We start from the raw sequence: 14,717 nt of genomic DNA on the forward strand, positions 1-14,717 counted from the left end.
CTGAACTAGCCCCCGAGTGATAGACTTGCTGCCGTACAGACCCGACGACGCAAAAGTAGTAGCGCGGCGCACCAATTGCGTTTCCTGGTGGATGAAGCTCAGGAAAGAGACGTAACGTCATGGGTGGAGGCCGGCCGCTACGGCCTCCCAAGCCGCCGTTAGCCCCAGCTCACCCCCTGAGCTGGGGCGCGCTGCAACGCACATTCGAAGCGCAGGCGAGGGGCCTATCAGAGGCGCGAGCTGACTTTCGTTGTCGCCGGCTTCGCCGCTGCCTTGGACTTTGCGCGCGTCGTCACGCCATGTCTGGAGGAGGCTGCAACCCGGGTGTGTCGCTTGCCGGCCAACTTGGCGTGCATTGATACCGTACGATGAGCCGCGTATTCCTGACCATCGATCGGTGCGAGATGCGCCGGGTCTCCGCCTAAATATGGTCGTCCGACTCCGAACTGCTTTTCATGCTCGTCGATCCACTTCCATAGCTTCCTGGTCTCGGTCGCACGCTCGTCCTTGCTCGTGCCATTCATGCTGACGACGTCCACGGCGAGCCCGTGACCATAGCCTCCACGCGAACTGCCACCGTGATAAGACTTGTCGTTCGCGGCCTTCAGCCCGCTTGCAATGGATTGGCGATAGTCATCCCGGAATCCGCTTGTGATCCCAGGCGCCAGTCCGGCCTGTTCTGCTGCATGGAGCATATAGAACAGCTTTTGCCTGAAGGCTCGATCCATCCCTCCGATCACGTAATCCAGCAAGGGCATGCCGGCCTTGTCTGCTGCTTTGGGGTCCTTCCATCCAAAGTCGTCTTCGACCCGTTTCGCGATGCTGCGGGTGACGGTGACCAGTTTGCGCTTCCGTTTGATCGTCACGTCCTTTTTCTCGTACACGACGATCCAGTCGGTCTTCGGCGCTCGCGTGTAAAGCGCTCCGAGGAACCGGTCGATGCACGCCTCGGCAACAAAGCATTCGTCCAGGATCAGGACTGAATCCATGTTGTCCGGACCGGTCCTGGGCGATTCGACAATGCTCGCCGTATGAGACGACTGTTCGGATTGCTGCGCGCTTGGCAAAGCTTCGGGCGACGCCCGGTCCACGCCTGGCAGCACACTCCCGTTGGCGTCGGCCTGAGCCGACGGTTCGGATGCGGTCACCTGTCGGCTCGGCACCTCCGCGGGCGACGCTGCATGCACATCGTGAACGACGACGCCGTATGACAGCGAGACCAGAGACGCGGCAATGCGTGACCATCCAGCCCCGCAACCGGAACGACTTCGCCTGGCGCCATGAAGCTCTTTGCGAGAGGACAACGGCATTGGAATTCACCGTGAGCCAAATCGATCATGACAGCGTGCCATCGCGCCCCGAGCCTGGCAACCAGTTACCCACCGGGGAAATACGGACGAGCGCGCAACTATCCAGTTAGGCCGCAGCATGCTTCGCGCGGAGGTTTGAGGGGCTTTGTCGGGTTGTCCTTCGGGTTGTTTGCCGCGTCCGGGAAGCACCTCGCGGGACAAGTCTCGATGCCGTTTGGCCGATCCACCGTTAGGTGGATTGCCGCGCAACGCGCCGCCAACCGAGAGTCCGTCAAGGACCGGTGTCGTATTCGACAATGTTGGCGAGCGGCCGCCGCGCGCAATATCAGAGGATTCGACATGCGTGATTTCATGGCCATCGGCCGCTCGGTGGCGGTTGCCGAGCGTGGTATGGCCGCAACCTCGCACCCGCAGGCGACGCTCGCCGCGGTCGAGATGCTGAAGGCCGGTGGCAATGCCGTCGACGCCGCGGTGGCGGCGGTCGCGGTGCAGGGCGTGGTCGAGCCGCAGATGACCGGGATCGGCGGCGACTGCTTTGCGCTGTATTCGCCTCACGCCGGTGAGCCGATCGCGCTGAACGGCTCGGGCCGTACGCCGGCCGCGACCGATACCGAGAAATTTTCAGCCGGCGGCGCGCGCGACATTCCGCCGACCGCGCCGGAGGCGGTGACTGTGCCCGGAGCGATCGACGCGTGGTGCCGGCTGGTCGCCGATCACGGCAGCAGGTCGCTGGAGGAGATTTTCCGACCGGCGATCGCGGCAGCCGAGCAGGGCTTTTGCGTAACGCCGCGCGTCGCCGAGGACTGGCGCCGCTTCCGGGCCCGGATCGAGATCGATCCCAATGCGGCGGCGCAGTTCCTTCCAGGCGGCAAGGCGCCCGACGTCGGCGACATCCGGACCCAACCTGCGCTTGGCCGCACCCTTCGCCGGATCGCGCAGCACGGACGCGAGGCGTTTTATGCGGGCGAGGCCGCCGATGAGATGGTGGACGTCCTGCGCGCCCTGGGCGGAGCCCACAGCACCGACGATTTCGCGGCGCAGAGCTCGGATTACGTGCGGCCGATCTCGGCGCGTTACCATGATCACGACGTGGTCGAGTGTCCGCCGAACGGGCAGGGTCTGGCCGCGCTGATGATCCTGCGGACGCTGGCAGGCTTCGATGTCGCAGCACTCGCGCAGGCCGATCGGATCCATCTGCTGGCCGAAGCGACCAAGGCCGCTTACCGCGCGCGCGACGCCTTCTTCTGCGATCCAACGACCAGCAAGGTCGATCCGGCTGCATTTCTGGCCGAAGACTATATCGGCAGGATCCGCAGCAAGATCGACATGGGCCGCGCCTCCGCACCCGCGGCCTGGGACGATATCGAGCACCGCGACACCGTCTATGTCACGGTGGTCGACCGTGACCTCAACGCCGTCTCGCTGATCAACTCGTTGTTCTATCCGTTCGGTAGCGGCATCTATGCGCCGAAGTCGGGCATCCTGTTGCACAACCGCGGCTGGAGCTTCCGTGCCAGGCCCGGACATCCGAATTCGCTCGGGCCGCGCAAGCGCCCGATGCACACGATCATTCCGGGCCTGCTGCGCAAGGACGGCAGGACCGTGATGTCGTTCGGCGTGATGGGCGGACATTACCAGGCCGCGGGCCATGCCAATCTGATCTCGAACATCTTCGATTTGAAGATGGACATCCAGGCCGCGGCGGAGGCGCCGCGCTCCTTTGCCTTCGATAGCGCGCTGTCGCTGGAGACGACGATATCGCCTGATATCCGCGACGAGCTGCGCGCCCGCGGTCACGAGGCCCGCTTCTCCGAAGAGCCGATCGGCGGCTGCCAGGCGATCCGCATCGACCATGCGCGCGGCGTCCTGTTCGGTGCCTCCGACCACCGCAAGGACGGGTTGGCATTGGGTTTTTGAAGCGCCTCGCGAAACTTCGGATTAATAGAATTAAATCGCTGATTTGCCCGACTTGTCAAGTCGCCATGTCGAATGCCGGCACGCCGCCGGCTACTTTGCATGGGGTTGTTTTCGATATTTTGCAGTGCGCCCTGCGGAGGCAGGCAATGCGCAAAAGCCCTGCGCTTGCGGGGAGGCGGCGAAGCATCCACCGGACGGTGGATTGTTCCAAAAGCCGACATGCCGAACGTTTGGCGTCACGCTGGTGTCGTGCGCGGTTCGGCCGCCGTGCACCGCACAGTGATCGCTCCGGACTTTCCCAATCGAGAAGTTGACCCGTATGAACAGGACATTCGCCGACACGGTCTTCCGGAACGGTCGGATCTACACGTCGAACCGGGCGCAGCCCTGGGCGGCGTGCGCGGCGGTCAAAGCCGGCCGGTTCATCGCTGTCGGCGAGGAGCACGACGTCGCGTCGCTCATCGGCGAGGAGACTGCGACCGTCGACCTCGGTGGACGAATGGCGATGCCGGGGATCGTCGACATCCACAATCACATCATGATGGGCGGGCAGGCCGATCTCTACGAGCTGCGCTTCTCCAACACCGACAGCGTGCCGAGGATCGCCGAGACCCTGCACAAGGCCGCATCTGCGGCTAAGCCCGGCGCCTGGATCGTCGGCGGGCAGTTCGGCAACAATCTGCTGAACGAGATGAACACCGCAGAGTCCTGCGCGCTGCTGGATGCGGCGTGCCTTGGACATCCCGTCGTGCTGCGCGACGACAGCTATCATAATCGCTGGGCGAGCTCGGCGGCGCTGCGGCTGGCCGGCGTGCAGGCCGACACTCCGGACCCGACCGACGGCGAGATCGGCCGCGACCTCAAGACCGGGACGCTGACCGGGATCATGATCGAGGCCGCCTCGGGCCTGGTGGAGCGGGCGCTCGCGGCCTCCGGTCACTACACGGCCGAGATGGACCGCGCCGCGGTGGCCCGCTCGATCTCGGTGCTGAATGCCTATGGCGTCACCGCCTTCATCGACGCCGCCAGCATGCAGCCGATCATGGCGGCGCTGAAGGGGCTCGACGACCGCGGCGAGCTGACCGCCTGGGCGGTCTGTGCGATGCCGGTGGTCGAGCCGGGCTTCATGTTCGGCAAGGCCGGCGAGGAGCTGTTTGCGCTGCGCGAAGACTATCGCGGGGCTCATGTGAAGCCGGACTATGTGAAGGTGTTCCTCGACGGTGTGCCGGGCGCCAAGACCGCGGCCTTCCACGAGCCGTATGTCGCCGATCCCGTGCGCGGCTGCTGCTTCCGCGGCGCGACCATGCTGACGGTGCCGGACCTGATCCGCTGGCTCGGGCGCTGCGAGAAGCTTGGCTTGGCCGCGAAGATCCATTGCGCGGGAGATGCCGCGGTCAGCCAGGCGCTCGACGCCATCGACGTCGTGCGCAGCTTCAACGGCCCGACGCATCTGGTGCACCAGATCGCGCATGCGAGCTACATCGCGCCCGACGACATCAAGCGCTTCGCCGAACTCGGCGTCGCGGCCGATCTGTCACCGATCATCTGGTATCCGACCGTCTTCCTCGAGGCGCACAAGGCGGCGATGGGCGAGGAGCGCGCGCAGCGCTTCTGGCCGAACAAGGATTTGAAGCAGGCCGGCGCGCTGATGGCCGGCGGCTCGGACTGGCCGGTGATTCCGATCCCCGATCCCTGGCAGGGCATCGAGGGCATGGTGACCAGGCAAAATCCCACCGGCGATTTTCCCGGCAAATCGCTGTGGGCCGAGCAGGCGCTCGATCTCGCCACCGTAATCGACATCTACACCATCGACGCCGCGCGTGCGGCGGGGCTCGGCCAATCCATCGGCTCGATCGAGGTCGGCAAATCGGCCGATCTGATCGTGCTCGACCAGATGATCTTCGACATCCCGCAGGATCAGCTTGCCGATACGCGGGTCGAGATGACCTTCTTCGAGGGCCGCAAGGTCTACGAGCGGGGCGCGTGATGGCAGCGGTGGACCAGATCCCGGTCACGGTGCTCACCGGCTTTCTCGGCAGCGGCAAGACCACGGTGCTGAACCATTTGCTGCGCCAGCCGGAGCTTAACGGCGTCGTCGCCATCATCAACGAGTTCGGCGAGGTGGCGCTCGATCATCTCCTGGTCGAGAGCAGCGAGGATCGCCTGGCGCTGCTCGACAATGGCTGCATCTGCTGCTCGGTGCGCGAAGACCTGATCGAGACGCTGGCTGACCTTGCGTCACGCCGTGCGGCAGGGACGATCCCGCCGTTCCACCGCGTGCTGGTCGAGACCACCGGGCTCGCCGATCCCGTGCCGGTGCTGCACACGCTGATGACGGCGCCCGATGTCGCCGGCCGTTACCGGATCGACGGTGTGGTCGCGACCGTCGATGCCGTCAACGGCGCGCGTACCCTCGAGGCCCACGTTGAGGCGGTCAGGCAGGTCGCGGTCGCTGACCGGCTGCTCGTGACCAAGACCGATCTTGCCGCCGATGATGAACTGTCACGGCTCGATGCCCAGCTTGCGGCGATCAATCCGGTCGCGGCTCGCCATCACGTCCGGGATGGGATCGTCGATCCGGCCAGAGTCCTTGATGCCGGGCTGTTTGATCCGTCGGCGCGGTCAGCCGATGTCGTGCGCTGGTTCGATCTGGCAGCGCAGGCCGCGAATGCGCCGCACCATCATGTGGAGCACCATTGCGACGACGAGAATTGCGGCCATCACGGCCACCACGCGCACAACACGGACGTGTCGTCCTACAGCCTGATCATCGACGAGCCGATCCAGCGTGACGCGTTCGCGCGCTGGCTCGACTATGTCGCAGCGCTCAAAGGTGAAGACCTGCTGCGCTTCAAGGCGATCGTGCATGTCGCCGAGCAACCCGATGCGCCCATGGTGGTGCATGGCGTGCAGCACGTGTTCCATCCGCCGATCACGCTTGCCGGCTGGCCGTCGGCGGACCGGCGCTCGCGTCTGGTCTTCATCGTGCGCGGCATCCCGCGCCAGATCATCGAGAACACCTTGTGCAAATTTGCCGCGGTGAGCCGTGACGCGATTCAACGATCCGCGGCTTAGGCGGGATTCACTTCAGATAATTGTTTCAGGGAGAGGGACATGACTGAGAATTCCAAGACGAACCTTTCGTCCGGCCGGCTCGACCGGCGCACGCTGCTGAAGGCGGCCGGTGCTACCGGCCTCGCTTCGGCGATCAATGTGCCGCTGGTCAACGTCGCACGGGCCGCGGGCAACACCATCAAGATCGGTTGGGTCGGTTGTCTCTCCGGCGTCCGCGCGCCGTTTGCCGAGCCCGACACCTGGATCCATGAACGCATCAAGGCCCGGCTCAAGGATGGCCTGAAGATCGGCGGCAAGACCTGGCAGGTCGAGTTCGTCTTCAAGGACAATCAGTCCGATCCGAACCGCTCGTCGGTGGTGGCGAGCGAGCTGGTGCTGCGGGAGAAATGCGACCTGATCCTGATCGAGGACGGTGACGCGCAGGCCCCGGTGCAGGAGCTCGCCGATGCCCGCGGCATCCCGTCGATCTCGACCATGGTGCCGTGGCAAGGCTGGATGTTCCCGCGCAAGTCGACGCCCGACAAGGGGTTCCCCTACAGCTATCACTTCTTCTGGGGCGCCGACGACGTCGTGAAGAATTTCATGGGCATGTGGCAGTCGGTCGAGACCAACAAGAAGGTCGGCACGCTCTACATCGACAATCCCGCCGGCCAGGCGTTCTCCGATCCGAAGGTCGGTCTACCCGGCGGCATTGCGGGGGCCGGCTATCAGGAATTCTCCGCCGGAAAATTCCAGATCGCAACCGACGACTTCACCAACCAGGTTTCGTCGTTCAAGAGCAACGGCGTCGACATCGTCTCCGGCTTCACCTACGGCAATCATTGGGTGACGCTGTGGAACCAGGCGGCGCAGGCCGGCTTCAAGCCGCAGATCTGCACCGTTGCGGCGGCCTTCCTGTTCCCGAGCGCGGTGAACGCGCTCGGCGATCGCGGCGACGGCATGTCGACCGAGGTGTGGTGGACGCCGGCCTATCCGTTCAAGTCGTCGCTGACCGGACAGAGCGCTGCAGAGCTCGCCGCGGAATGGGAGAAGACCACCGGCAAGCAATGGACCCAGCCGATCGGCTACGCGCATGCCTTGTGGGAGGTTGCGCTCGCCGCGTTGCAGAACAGCGACCCGAAGGACAAGAACTCGCTGCGCGATGCGATCGCCGGCCTCGACATGGAGACCGTGGTCGGACCGGTCAAGTTCAAGGGAACGCCGATCAAGAACGTCGCGGTGACCTCGTTGTCGGGCGGGCAATGGCGCAAGACCAAGGGTGGCAAGTCGAAGTACGAGCTGCTGATCGTGCACAACGGCACCGCGCCGTTCATCCCGAAGCAGGCCGATCTCCAGCTGCTCTCCAAGCTGGCCTGAGATGGCACCGCTTCTGCGCGTCAGCGGGCTCTCGAAGCGTTTCGGCGAGATCGTGGTCGCCGACAACGTCAGCTTCGAGCTGGCGCGCGGCGAATGCCTCGGCGTGATCGGCCCGAACGGCGCCGGCAAGAGCTCGCTGTTGAACCTGATCGTCGGCCTGCTCACGGCCCACGGCGGTTCGATCATGCTCGACGACAAGGAGATATCAGGGCTGCCGCCGCATCGCCGGGCGCGGATGGGGCTCGGGCGGGCGTTCCAGATCCCGCAGCCGTTTCCGCATCTCTCGGTCTATGAGAACGCGCTGGTCGCGGCGTCCTACGGCGCAGGCCTCTATGGCGAAGCGGCGTCGAGCTGGACCATGGAGGTGCTGCAGCGGACCGGGCTCGACGGCAAGGCGGACAAGCTCGCGGGCGCCCTGCCGCTGATCGACCGCAAGCGGCTGGAATTCGCCAAGGCGCTGGCCTCGAAGCCCGAGCTGATCCTGCTCGACGAGATCGCGGCCGGTCTGACCGAGCCCGAGGTCGAGCGCCTCGTTGCGATCATCAAGTCGGTGAAAACGGACCACGCCATGATCTGGATCGAGCACATTCCGCACGCGCTGCGCGCGGTCTCGGATCGCATCCTGGTGCTCGATTTCGGCCGCAAGGTGTTGGAGGGACCGCCGGCTGAGGTGATGGACAGCGCGGTGGTGCGCGAAATCTATATGGGATTGAAGGCCGATGGCGTTGCTTGATGTGAACGGCCTGCAGATCTTCTACGGCGATCTCCAGGCCGTGTTCGACATGAACTTCACCGTCGCGGACGGCGAGGCGGTGGCGCTGGTCGGTGCCAACGGGGCCGGCAAGTCGACCTTCCTGAAGGCGCTGGTCGGGCTCAACGAGGAGCGGCGTGGGGCGGTGCATTTCGACGGCGTGGACATCTCGCAGATGCCGGCGGAGGACGTCTCGCGGCTCGGGCTCATCATGGTGCCCGAGGGGCGGTTGCTGTTCGACTCACTGTCCATCGAGGAGAACCTGCTGATGGGCAGCGTCAACCGGCGCAAGGGCAGCTGGACCTTGCGGCGGGTGTTCGACCTGTTCCCGATCCTGGAAGAGCGGCGGCGGATGTTTCCCGGGCAGCTCTCCGGCGGCCAGCAGCAGATGGCGGCGATCGGCCGCGCGCTGATGTCGAACCCGCGGTTGCTGCTGTGCGACGAGATCTCGCTCGGCCTCGCGCCGGTCGTCGTCGAGCAGATCTATCGCTCCTTTGCCGACATCCGCCGCGAGGGCACCGCCGTCGTGCTGGTCGAGCAGGACGTCAAGCGGGCGCTCGCGACGTCGGAGCGGATCTATTGCCTGTTGAAGGGGCGGGTGTCGCTGACCGGCCCGGCGCAAGGCTTGCAGCCGGAACAGCTGACGCACGCTTATTTCGGAAACTAGCCAGGATTGGCATGACATGATCTGGGTTGAGACATTGATCAACGGAGCCCTGCTGGGTGGGCTCTACGGCCTGCTCGGCATCGGGCTCGCTCTGGTGTTCGGCGTGATGCGCGTCGTCAACATCGCCCATGGCGAGTTCATGGTGCTGAGCGCGTTCTGCGCCGTGCTGCTTTCCAATATGTTTCCGCAGGTCTCGCCGCTGTTGATGCTGGTCCCGGTGATCGCGCTGTCGTTCGCGGTCGGCTGGCTGTACCAAGCGCTTATCGTCAACCGCGTGGTGACGTCGCCCGATCCGCTGTCGCCGTTGCTTTTGACCTTCGGCGTCTCGGTGATCCTGCGCAACGTCATGGTCGAGATCTTCGGCGCTGACGTGCGCAGCCTCCAGGTCGGCGAGCTGTCGCGCGCCAGCCTCGAGGTTGCCGGCCTCAATATCGGCATTATGCCGTTGCTCACGCTGGTGCTGGCGGCACTGCTGTTCATGGCGCTGCAGCTCGTGCTGCGCCGCACCGAATTCGGGCGGATCGTGCGCGCCACTGCCGACCGCCGCGACATCGTCCGGCTGTCCGGGGTCAAGCCGGACCGCGTCTATAATTACGTCATGGGCCTGTCGCTCGCACTCGGCGCGATCGGCGGCGTGCTGCTTGCGGTGCGGTCGAGCTTCACGCCGTTCTCGGGTGCCGAGCGGCTGTTGATCGCCTTCGAGGTCGTCGTGCTCGGCGGGCTCGGCTCGTTCTGGGGCGCGCTGCTCGGCGGCATCGCGCTCGGCATGGCGCAGCTGATCGGGCTGAAGATCGACCCGAATGCAGGGCTGCTCTATGCGCATCTCTTGTTCTTCATCATGCTGCTGATCCGCCCGTCGGGTCTCGTGTCGAGCAGGGTGTGACGCCGATGCCGACTCGGACAATTCTCATGGCCTGCGTCATCGTGCTCGTCGCCGTCATCGCCGGCGCGCCCTTCGTGCTCAACGAGGGCTTCCTGCGGCTTGCGACCGAGTGCCTATTGCTGCTGACGATGGCGCAGATGTGGAACCTGCTGGCGGGCTATGCCGGACTGGTCTCGCTCGGCCATCAGGTCTTCATCGCCTTCGGCGCCTACGCGCTGTTCTTGGCTTCCGGCTGGCTCGAGGTCACCCCGATCTGGGTCTTGCCGGTCGCGCCGCTGATGGCGGCGGCGATCGCTGCGATCATCGCCTTTCCGCTGTTTCGTTTGCGCGACGCCTATTTCTCGATCGCGATGTGGGTGTTCGCCGAGATCATCGGCGCCTTCACGATGAAATCGCAGGCCGTCGGCGGCACCTCGGGCATGCCGCTCGCCACCAGCAAGCTGATCGATTTCGACTGGTTCGAGCCGACCATGTTCTGGCTCGCCGGCGGCCTGACTCTCGTCACCATCGCGGCATTGTACAAGATGATGACCTCGAGCTTCGGCCTCGGGCTGATGAGCGTGCGCGACAATGATCTCGCCGCGATGAGCGTCGGCGTCGACGTCCGCCATAACCGCTTGATCGCCTTCGTGCTCTCGGCGGCGGGATGTGGGCTTGCGGGTGCGCTGAGCTTCATGGGCAATCTGTTCATCGCGCCGCTGGCGGCGTTCGACGTCAACTGGTCGGTCTACATGATGTTCATCGTGATCATCGGCGGCATCGGAACGCTGGAAGGCCCGATCCTCGGCGTCATCATCTTCTTCGGCCTGCGCGAATTGATGACCGGGCCGCTCGGCCTGTCCGGCGGCTGGTATCTCGTCGGGCTCGGAATCATCGCTGTCGTCGTGATGATCGTAGCGCCGCGCGGCATCTGGCCGGCCTTGCGCGATCGTCTCGGTGTACGGCTGCTCGACGTCCACCGCGCCGCGCCACGGCCGGCCGCGGGCACGATCCTGCCGAGCACGTCGGAACGGGTTACCGGATGAGGCAGGCCTTCACGCCGTCACCATTGCTTGTATTCTGAGCGTTCTGGCTTTGAGTGGAGGGCGTGATGGCTCTGATTTTGCGGCGTGGTGAATGGGCATTGGTGGGCCTGGTTGCGGTGACGATGGCGGCGCCGCTGCCGGCGCAGGCTGAGCGCAGGATGTGGCCGCAGGCGGCCGCAACGCACCCGATGGACGGGCTGACCACGGACGAAATCCGTTCGGTCTCCGAGATACTCCGCGGCGCCGGCAAGCTCGACGATGCGGCGCGAGTCGTCTCCATGACGGTCGACGAAGACCCCAAGGACGAGGTGCGGGCATGGAAGCCCGGCCAGCCCTTCGCGCGCCGTGCCAACGTGACGCTATTGAGCGGAGGCCATCTCTACGAGGCGCATATCGATCTCGCCGCGCGCAGCCTCGCCGGCTGGGATGAGATCAGCGATCATGAGGCCGCGCTGACCATCGACGAGCTGATGTCGGCCGGCGATCTGCCGAAGCAGGACCCGCGCTGGATCGCTGCGATGGCCAAGCGTGGCATCACCGATTTCCATAATGTGCTATGCCTGCCGCTGACGGTCGGGCCGGTGACCGATCCGGCCCTGAAAGGCCGTCGCCTGCTCAACGTGCCCTGCGTCGACACCACGGGCGCCGCCAACAATCTCTGGGGCAAGCCGATCGAGAACCTGGTCGCCCAGATCGATCTCAAGAGCAAAACGGTGCTGTCGGTGACCGATCTCGGCGTGGTACCGCCGCCGGCGCAGACGCCGTCACACGCCTATGTCGACTCCGGAAAATACCGCAGGCCGCCGAAGCCGATCGAGATCGCCGCACCCGAGGGAAGCAATGTGAAGGTGGAGGGCGGCCAGGTCCGCTGGGACAATTGGTCGTTCCATGTCCGCCTCGAGCCGCGCGTCGGCGCCGTGCTGTCGCTGATCCGCTACGACGACCACGGCACGCTCCGCGACATCGCCTATCAGATGTCCGCAAGCGAGATGTTCGTGCCCTATATGGATCCGGCGCCGACCTGGTCGTTCCGCGCCTATATGGATATCGGCGAGTACGGCTTTGGCGTGCTGTCGAGCGAATTGCAGCGCGGCGTGGATTGTCCCGAAGGCGCGCATTATCTCGATCTGACGATCTCGGACACCAAGGGCAATCCGGTCGTCTCCAAGGGCGCGGTCTGCATCTTCGAGCGCCCGACCGGCGATCCGATCTGGCGCCATAGCGAATTGCTCAACAACACCGCCGAGGTCCGGCCGAATAACGAGCTGGTGGTTCGGATGGCCCCGGTGGTCGGCAATTACGACTACCTGGTCGACTATGTGTTCGACCGCGCCGGCAACATCGATGTCCGGCTCGGCGCCTACGGCATCGATGCCACCAAGGGCGTTGCAAGCCGGACACTGAGCGACCCGACGGCCGCGCAGGATACTGCCTACGGTACGCTGGTCGACGAGCGGCTGCTTGCGGTCAATCACGATCACTACATGACGTTCCGGATCGACATGGACGTCGACGGCGCCTCGAACCGGCTGGTCGAGGATCGCTTCAGCGTCCGCCGGCTGGAGCAGGGCCAGCGCAAGAGCCTGTGGCAGGTCGACACCAGGCCGGTCGCGACCGAGGGGCCGGTCACGACGCCGCTGAGCGCGGCGCAATTCAGGATCGAGAGCACGGGCAAGACCAACAAGCGGGGCTACCGCACGAGCTATCAGATTATGCCCGGCCACTCCGACGTCTCGCTGCTCGCCAAGGACGATCCGATCCAGCTGCGCGCCGGCTTCAGCGCCTACACGCTGTGGACCTCGGCCTATGCCAGGGACGAGCGTTACGCCGCGGGCATGTATCCGAATGAGAACCCTGAGGTCGATGGCCTGCCGAAATGGACCGCGGCGAAGCGGCCGATCGAGGATCGCGACTTGGTGCTCTGGTACACGGTCGGTTTCCGCCACGTGCCGCGCGCTGAGGATTGGCCTGTGATGCCCGGCCTGTGGCACGGCTTTCGGCTGCGTCCGTTCAACTTCTTCGACCGCAATCCCGCGCTCGACGTGCCGCCGATGGTGAATGCCAGGGACACCAAATGAGGGCCCGCGCGCATCGCGTTGGAGCGGTGGCCGGCGCGCTGCTGACGTTGCTGGCGACAGGGCCGGCCGCGCCTGGCGCAGCCGCCGAAAGCGCTGACAATGCGTCCTTGCTCTATTTGAGCAGTAGCGACTGGGATCGACAACCCGCGCCGCGCAAGGTCGCGCTTGCGGCCGACTTCATGCGGATCTTTTGCACTGTTCAGACGATGTCGGCCGCATCGCTGGCCGACTGCCTCGACCGCAACGCGGCGGATGCCGCGCCGTTCGAGCGCGCCATGGCCTGCGTCAGCGCGCTGTCAGCCGGCCGCTGAGAGGCCGGCGTCGATCCCTTCGGCGATCCGCTTCACGTCGGCTGACGTGAGGATCAAGGGCGGTGACAGGATCAGGTTGTTGCCGGAGACGCGCAGCATCACGCCGGCCTCGTAGGCGACATCTGCGACCTTTGTCATCGTCTTCTTGTCGGCGGGCTTCTTGGTGTCGCGATCGGCCACGAGCTCAAGCGCGGCCATCAAGCCCTTGCCCCTGACGTCGCCGACCAGCGGATGCTTGGCCTTGAGCGCGGCCAGCGCCTGCGCGAGGTCCTCGCCGCGCGCGGCGGCATTCTCGTCGAGCTTGAGGCGGCGGGTCTCGGCGAGCGCCGCAAGGCCCGCGGCGCAGCCGACCGGGTGGCCCGAATAGGTATAGCCATGGCCGATCGAGCCAAACGTCGTGGTATCGGCCTCGAAGGCTTCCGCGACCTGCTCGCCGATCAGCGTCGCACCGAGCGGGAAATAGCCGGAGGTGATCGCCTTGGCCATCGTCATCATGTCGGGCTTCACGCCCCAGAGCCGCGAGCCCGACCATGCGCCGGTGCGTCCGAAGCCGGTGACGACCTCGTCCGCGATCATCAGGATGCCGTGACGGTCGCAGATCTCGCGCACGAGCTTCATGAAGCTGTCCGGCGGCACGATCACGCCACCGGCGCCTAACACCGGCTCCATGATGAAGGCCGCGATGGTGTCGGCGCCCTGAAATGTGATCTCCTCTTCCATCGCTGCCGCACAGAGCTGTGCGAGCTTGGCTGGATCGGTCTCGTTGAACGGGTTGCGATAGGTCGACGGCGCCGGGATATGGAAGACGCCCGGCAGCATCGGCTCGTAGTTGCGACGGAAATTGGCGTTGCCGTTGACGGAAGCGCCGCCGAAATGGGTGCCGTGATAGCCCTTCTTCAGCGCCAGGAACTTGGTGCGGTCGGCCTGACCCTTGATCTTCCAGTATTGCCGGGCCAGCCGCAGCGCAGTCTCGACCGAGTCCGATCCGCCCGAGGTGAAGAAGGCCCGAACCATGCCTTCGGGCTTGAACCATTCGGTGAGCTCATAGGCGAGCTCGATCGAGGGACCGTTCGAGGTGCCGCGGAAGCCCGAATAATAGGGCAACGCGCTGAGCTGGTCTGCGATCGCCTGCTTGATCGGATCGCAGCTGTAGCCGAGATTGACGTTCCAGAGGCCGCCGACCGCATCGATCACGGTCTTGCCGTCGATGTCGGTGACCTCGACGCCTTCGCCCTTCATCACGATCCGCGGCGGCTGCGTCCGCATCTCGGCGGGATGGGCCATCGGGTGCCAGATCGGCTTGGCGTTGTTCTCAACCAGGAAGTTTCTGTCGCGCATGATGGT

General features: G+C 65.2%; 12 protein-coding genes. 10 read left to right on the plus strand and 2 right to left on the minus strand.

Annotation, left to right across the window (positions count from 1 at the left end; translation table 11 throughout):
* Positions 1 to 227: 227 nt before the first annotated feature.
* A complete protein-coding gene (locus FNJ47_RS15435; RefSeq protein ID WP_347341671.1) occupies positions 228 to 1,148 on the minus strand; it encodes a D-alanyl-D-alanine carboxypeptidase family protein in 921 nt (306 codons plus the stop codon).
* 501 nt (positions 1,149 to 1,649) lie between these two features.
* Here FNJ47_RS15435 and FNJ47_RS15440 point away from each other — a divergent pair.
* The 10 genes from FNJ47_RS15440 (at position 1,650) to FNJ47_RS15485 (ending at position 13,373) form a co-directional block, all read left to right on the plus strand.
* Positions 1,650 to 3,227: a gamma-glutamyltransferase family protein gene (locus tag FNJ47_RS15440; RefSeq protein ID WP_163154462.1), complete on the plus strand. Its 1,578-nt coding sequence runs from the start codon at positions 1,650 to 1,652 to the stop codon at positions 3,225 to 3,227.
* Positions 3,228 to 3,546: 319 nt separating this feature from the next.
* Positions 3,547 to 5,214, plus strand: coding sequence for an amidohydrolase (locus FNJ47_RS15445; RefSeq protein ID WP_163154464.1), 1,668 nt, complete (start codon positions 3,547 to 3,549; stop codon positions 5,212 to 5,214).
* Positions 5,214 to 6,302, plus strand: a complete 1,089-nt coding sequence (locus tag FNJ47_RS15450) for a CobW family GTP-binding protein (protein WP_163154466.1) — start codon at positions 5,214 to 5,216, stop codon at positions 6,300 to 6,302. Before FNJ47_RS15445 ends, FNJ47_RS15450 begins: the two co-directional genes overlap by 1 nt.
* Positions 6,303 to 6,341: 39 nt before the next feature.
* Positions 6,342 to 7,658 (plus strand): ABC transporter substrate-binding protein, encoded by a 1,317-nt coding sequence (locus tag FNJ47_RS15455; protein ID WP_235999899.1) that lies wholly within the window; start codon positions 6,342 to 6,344, stop codon positions 7,656 to 7,658.
* Between the two features lies 1 nt (position 7,659).
* Positions 7,660 to 8,391: an ABC transporter ATP-binding protein gene (locus tag FNJ47_RS15460; RefSeq protein ID WP_163154468.1), complete on the plus strand. Its 732-nt coding sequence runs from the start codon at positions 7,660 to 7,662 to the stop codon at positions 8,389 to 8,391.
* Positions 8,378 to 9,076 (plus strand): ABC transporter ATP-binding protein, encoded by a 699-nt coding sequence (locus FNJ47_RS15465; protein ID WP_163154470.1) that lies wholly within the window; start codon positions 8,378 to 8,380, stop codon positions 9,074 to 9,076. Before FNJ47_RS15460 ends, FNJ47_RS15465 begins: the two co-directional genes overlap by 14 nt.
* A 16-nt stretch (positions 9,077 to 9,092) precedes the next feature.
* Entirely contained in the window at positions 9,093 to 9,959 is an 867-nt protein-coding gene (locus FNJ47_RS15470) for a branched-chain amino acid ABC transporter permease (protein ID WP_163154472.1), read from the plus strand.
* 26 nt (positions 9,960 to 9,985) lie between these two features.
* Entirely contained in the window at positions 9,986 to 10,984 is a 999-nt protein-coding gene (locus FNJ47_RS15475) for a branched-chain amino acid ABC transporter permease (RefSeq protein WP_235999900.1), read from the plus strand.
* A gap of 65 nt (positions 10,985 to 11,049) precedes the next feature.
* On the plus strand, positions 11,050 to 13,062 hold the full coding sequence (locus FNJ47_RS15480) for a copper amine oxidase (protein WP_163154477.1): 2,013 nt from the start codon (positions 11,050 to 11,052) through the stop codon (positions 13,060 to 13,062).
* Positions 13,059 to 13,373 carry a hypothetical protein gene (locus FNJ47_RS15485; protein ID WP_163154479.1) on the plus strand — a complete coding sequence of 105 codons (315 nt, stop codon included), beginning with the start codon at positions 13,059 to 13,061 and terminating at the stop codon, positions 13,371 to 13,373. Before FNJ47_RS15480 ends, FNJ47_RS15485 begins: the two co-directional genes overlap by 4 nt.
* Here FNJ47_RS15485 and FNJ47_RS15490 read toward each other — a convergent pair.
* On the minus strand, positions 13,359 to 14,711 hold the full coding sequence (locus FNJ47_RS15490) for an aminotransferase class III-fold pyridoxal phosphate-dependent enzyme (protein ID WP_163154481.1): 1,353 nt from the start codon (positions 14,709 to 14,711) through the stop codon (positions 13,359 to 13,361). The two genes, FNJ47_RS15485 and FNJ47_RS15490, sit on opposite strands and share 15 nt — an antisense overlap.
* Positions 14,712 to 14,717: the final 6 nt, after the last annotated feature.

The sequence above is a fragment of the Bradyrhizobium uaiense genome (assembly GCF_010811875.1).
Classification (GTDB): domain Bacteria; phylum Pseudomonadota; class Alphaproteobacteria; order Rhizobiales; family Xanthobacteraceae; genus Bradyrhizobium; species Bradyrhizobium uaiense.

Bases quoted from the DNA above. Each gene is read 5' to 3' on its own strand.
- FNJ47_RS15465 (WP_163154470.1), top strand. From the start codon at position 8,378: ATGGCGTTGCTTGATGTGAACGGCCTGCAGATCTTCTACGGCGATCTC.
- FNJ47_RS15480 (WP_163154477.1), top strand. From the start codon at position 11,050: ATGGCTCTGATTTTGCGGCGTGGTGAATGGGCATTGGTGGGCCTGGTT.
- FNJ47_RS15445 (WP_163154464.1), top strand. From the start codon at position 3,547: ATGAACAGGACATTCGCCGACACGGTCTTCCGGAACGGTCGGATCTAC.
- FNJ47_RS15470 (WP_163154472.1), top strand. From the start codon at position 9,093: ATGATCTGGGTTGAGACATTGATCAACGGAGCCCTGCTGGGTGGGCTC.
- FNJ47_RS15490 (WP_163154481.1), bottom strand. From the start codon at position 14,711: ATGCGCGACAGAAACTTCCTGGTTGAGAACAACGCCAAGCCGATCTGG.
- FNJ47_RS15450 (WP_163154466.1), top strand. From the start codon at position 5,214: ATGGCAGCGGTGGACCAGATCCCGGTCACGGTGCTCACCGGCTTTCTC.
- FNJ47_RS15460 (WP_163154468.1), top strand. From the start codon at position 7,660: ATGGCACCGCTTCTGCGCGTCAGCGGGCTCTCGAAGCGTTTCGGCGAG.
- FNJ47_RS15475 (WP_235999900.1), top strand. From the start codon at position 9,986: ATGGCCTGCGTCATCGTGCTCGTCGCCGTCATCGCCGGCGCGCCCTTC.
- FNJ47_RS15440 (WP_163154462.1), top strand. From the start codon at position 1,650: ATGCGTGATTTCATGGCCATCGGCCGCTCGGTGGCGGTTGCCGAGCGT.
- FNJ47_RS15485 (WP_163154479.1), top strand. From the start codon at position 13,059: ATGAGGGCCCGCGCGCATCGCGTTGGAGCGGTGGCCGGCGCGCTGCTG.
- FNJ47_RS15455 (WP_235999899.1), top strand. From the start codon at position 6,342: ATGACTGAGAATTCCAAGACGAACCTTTCGTCCGGCCGGCTCGACCGG.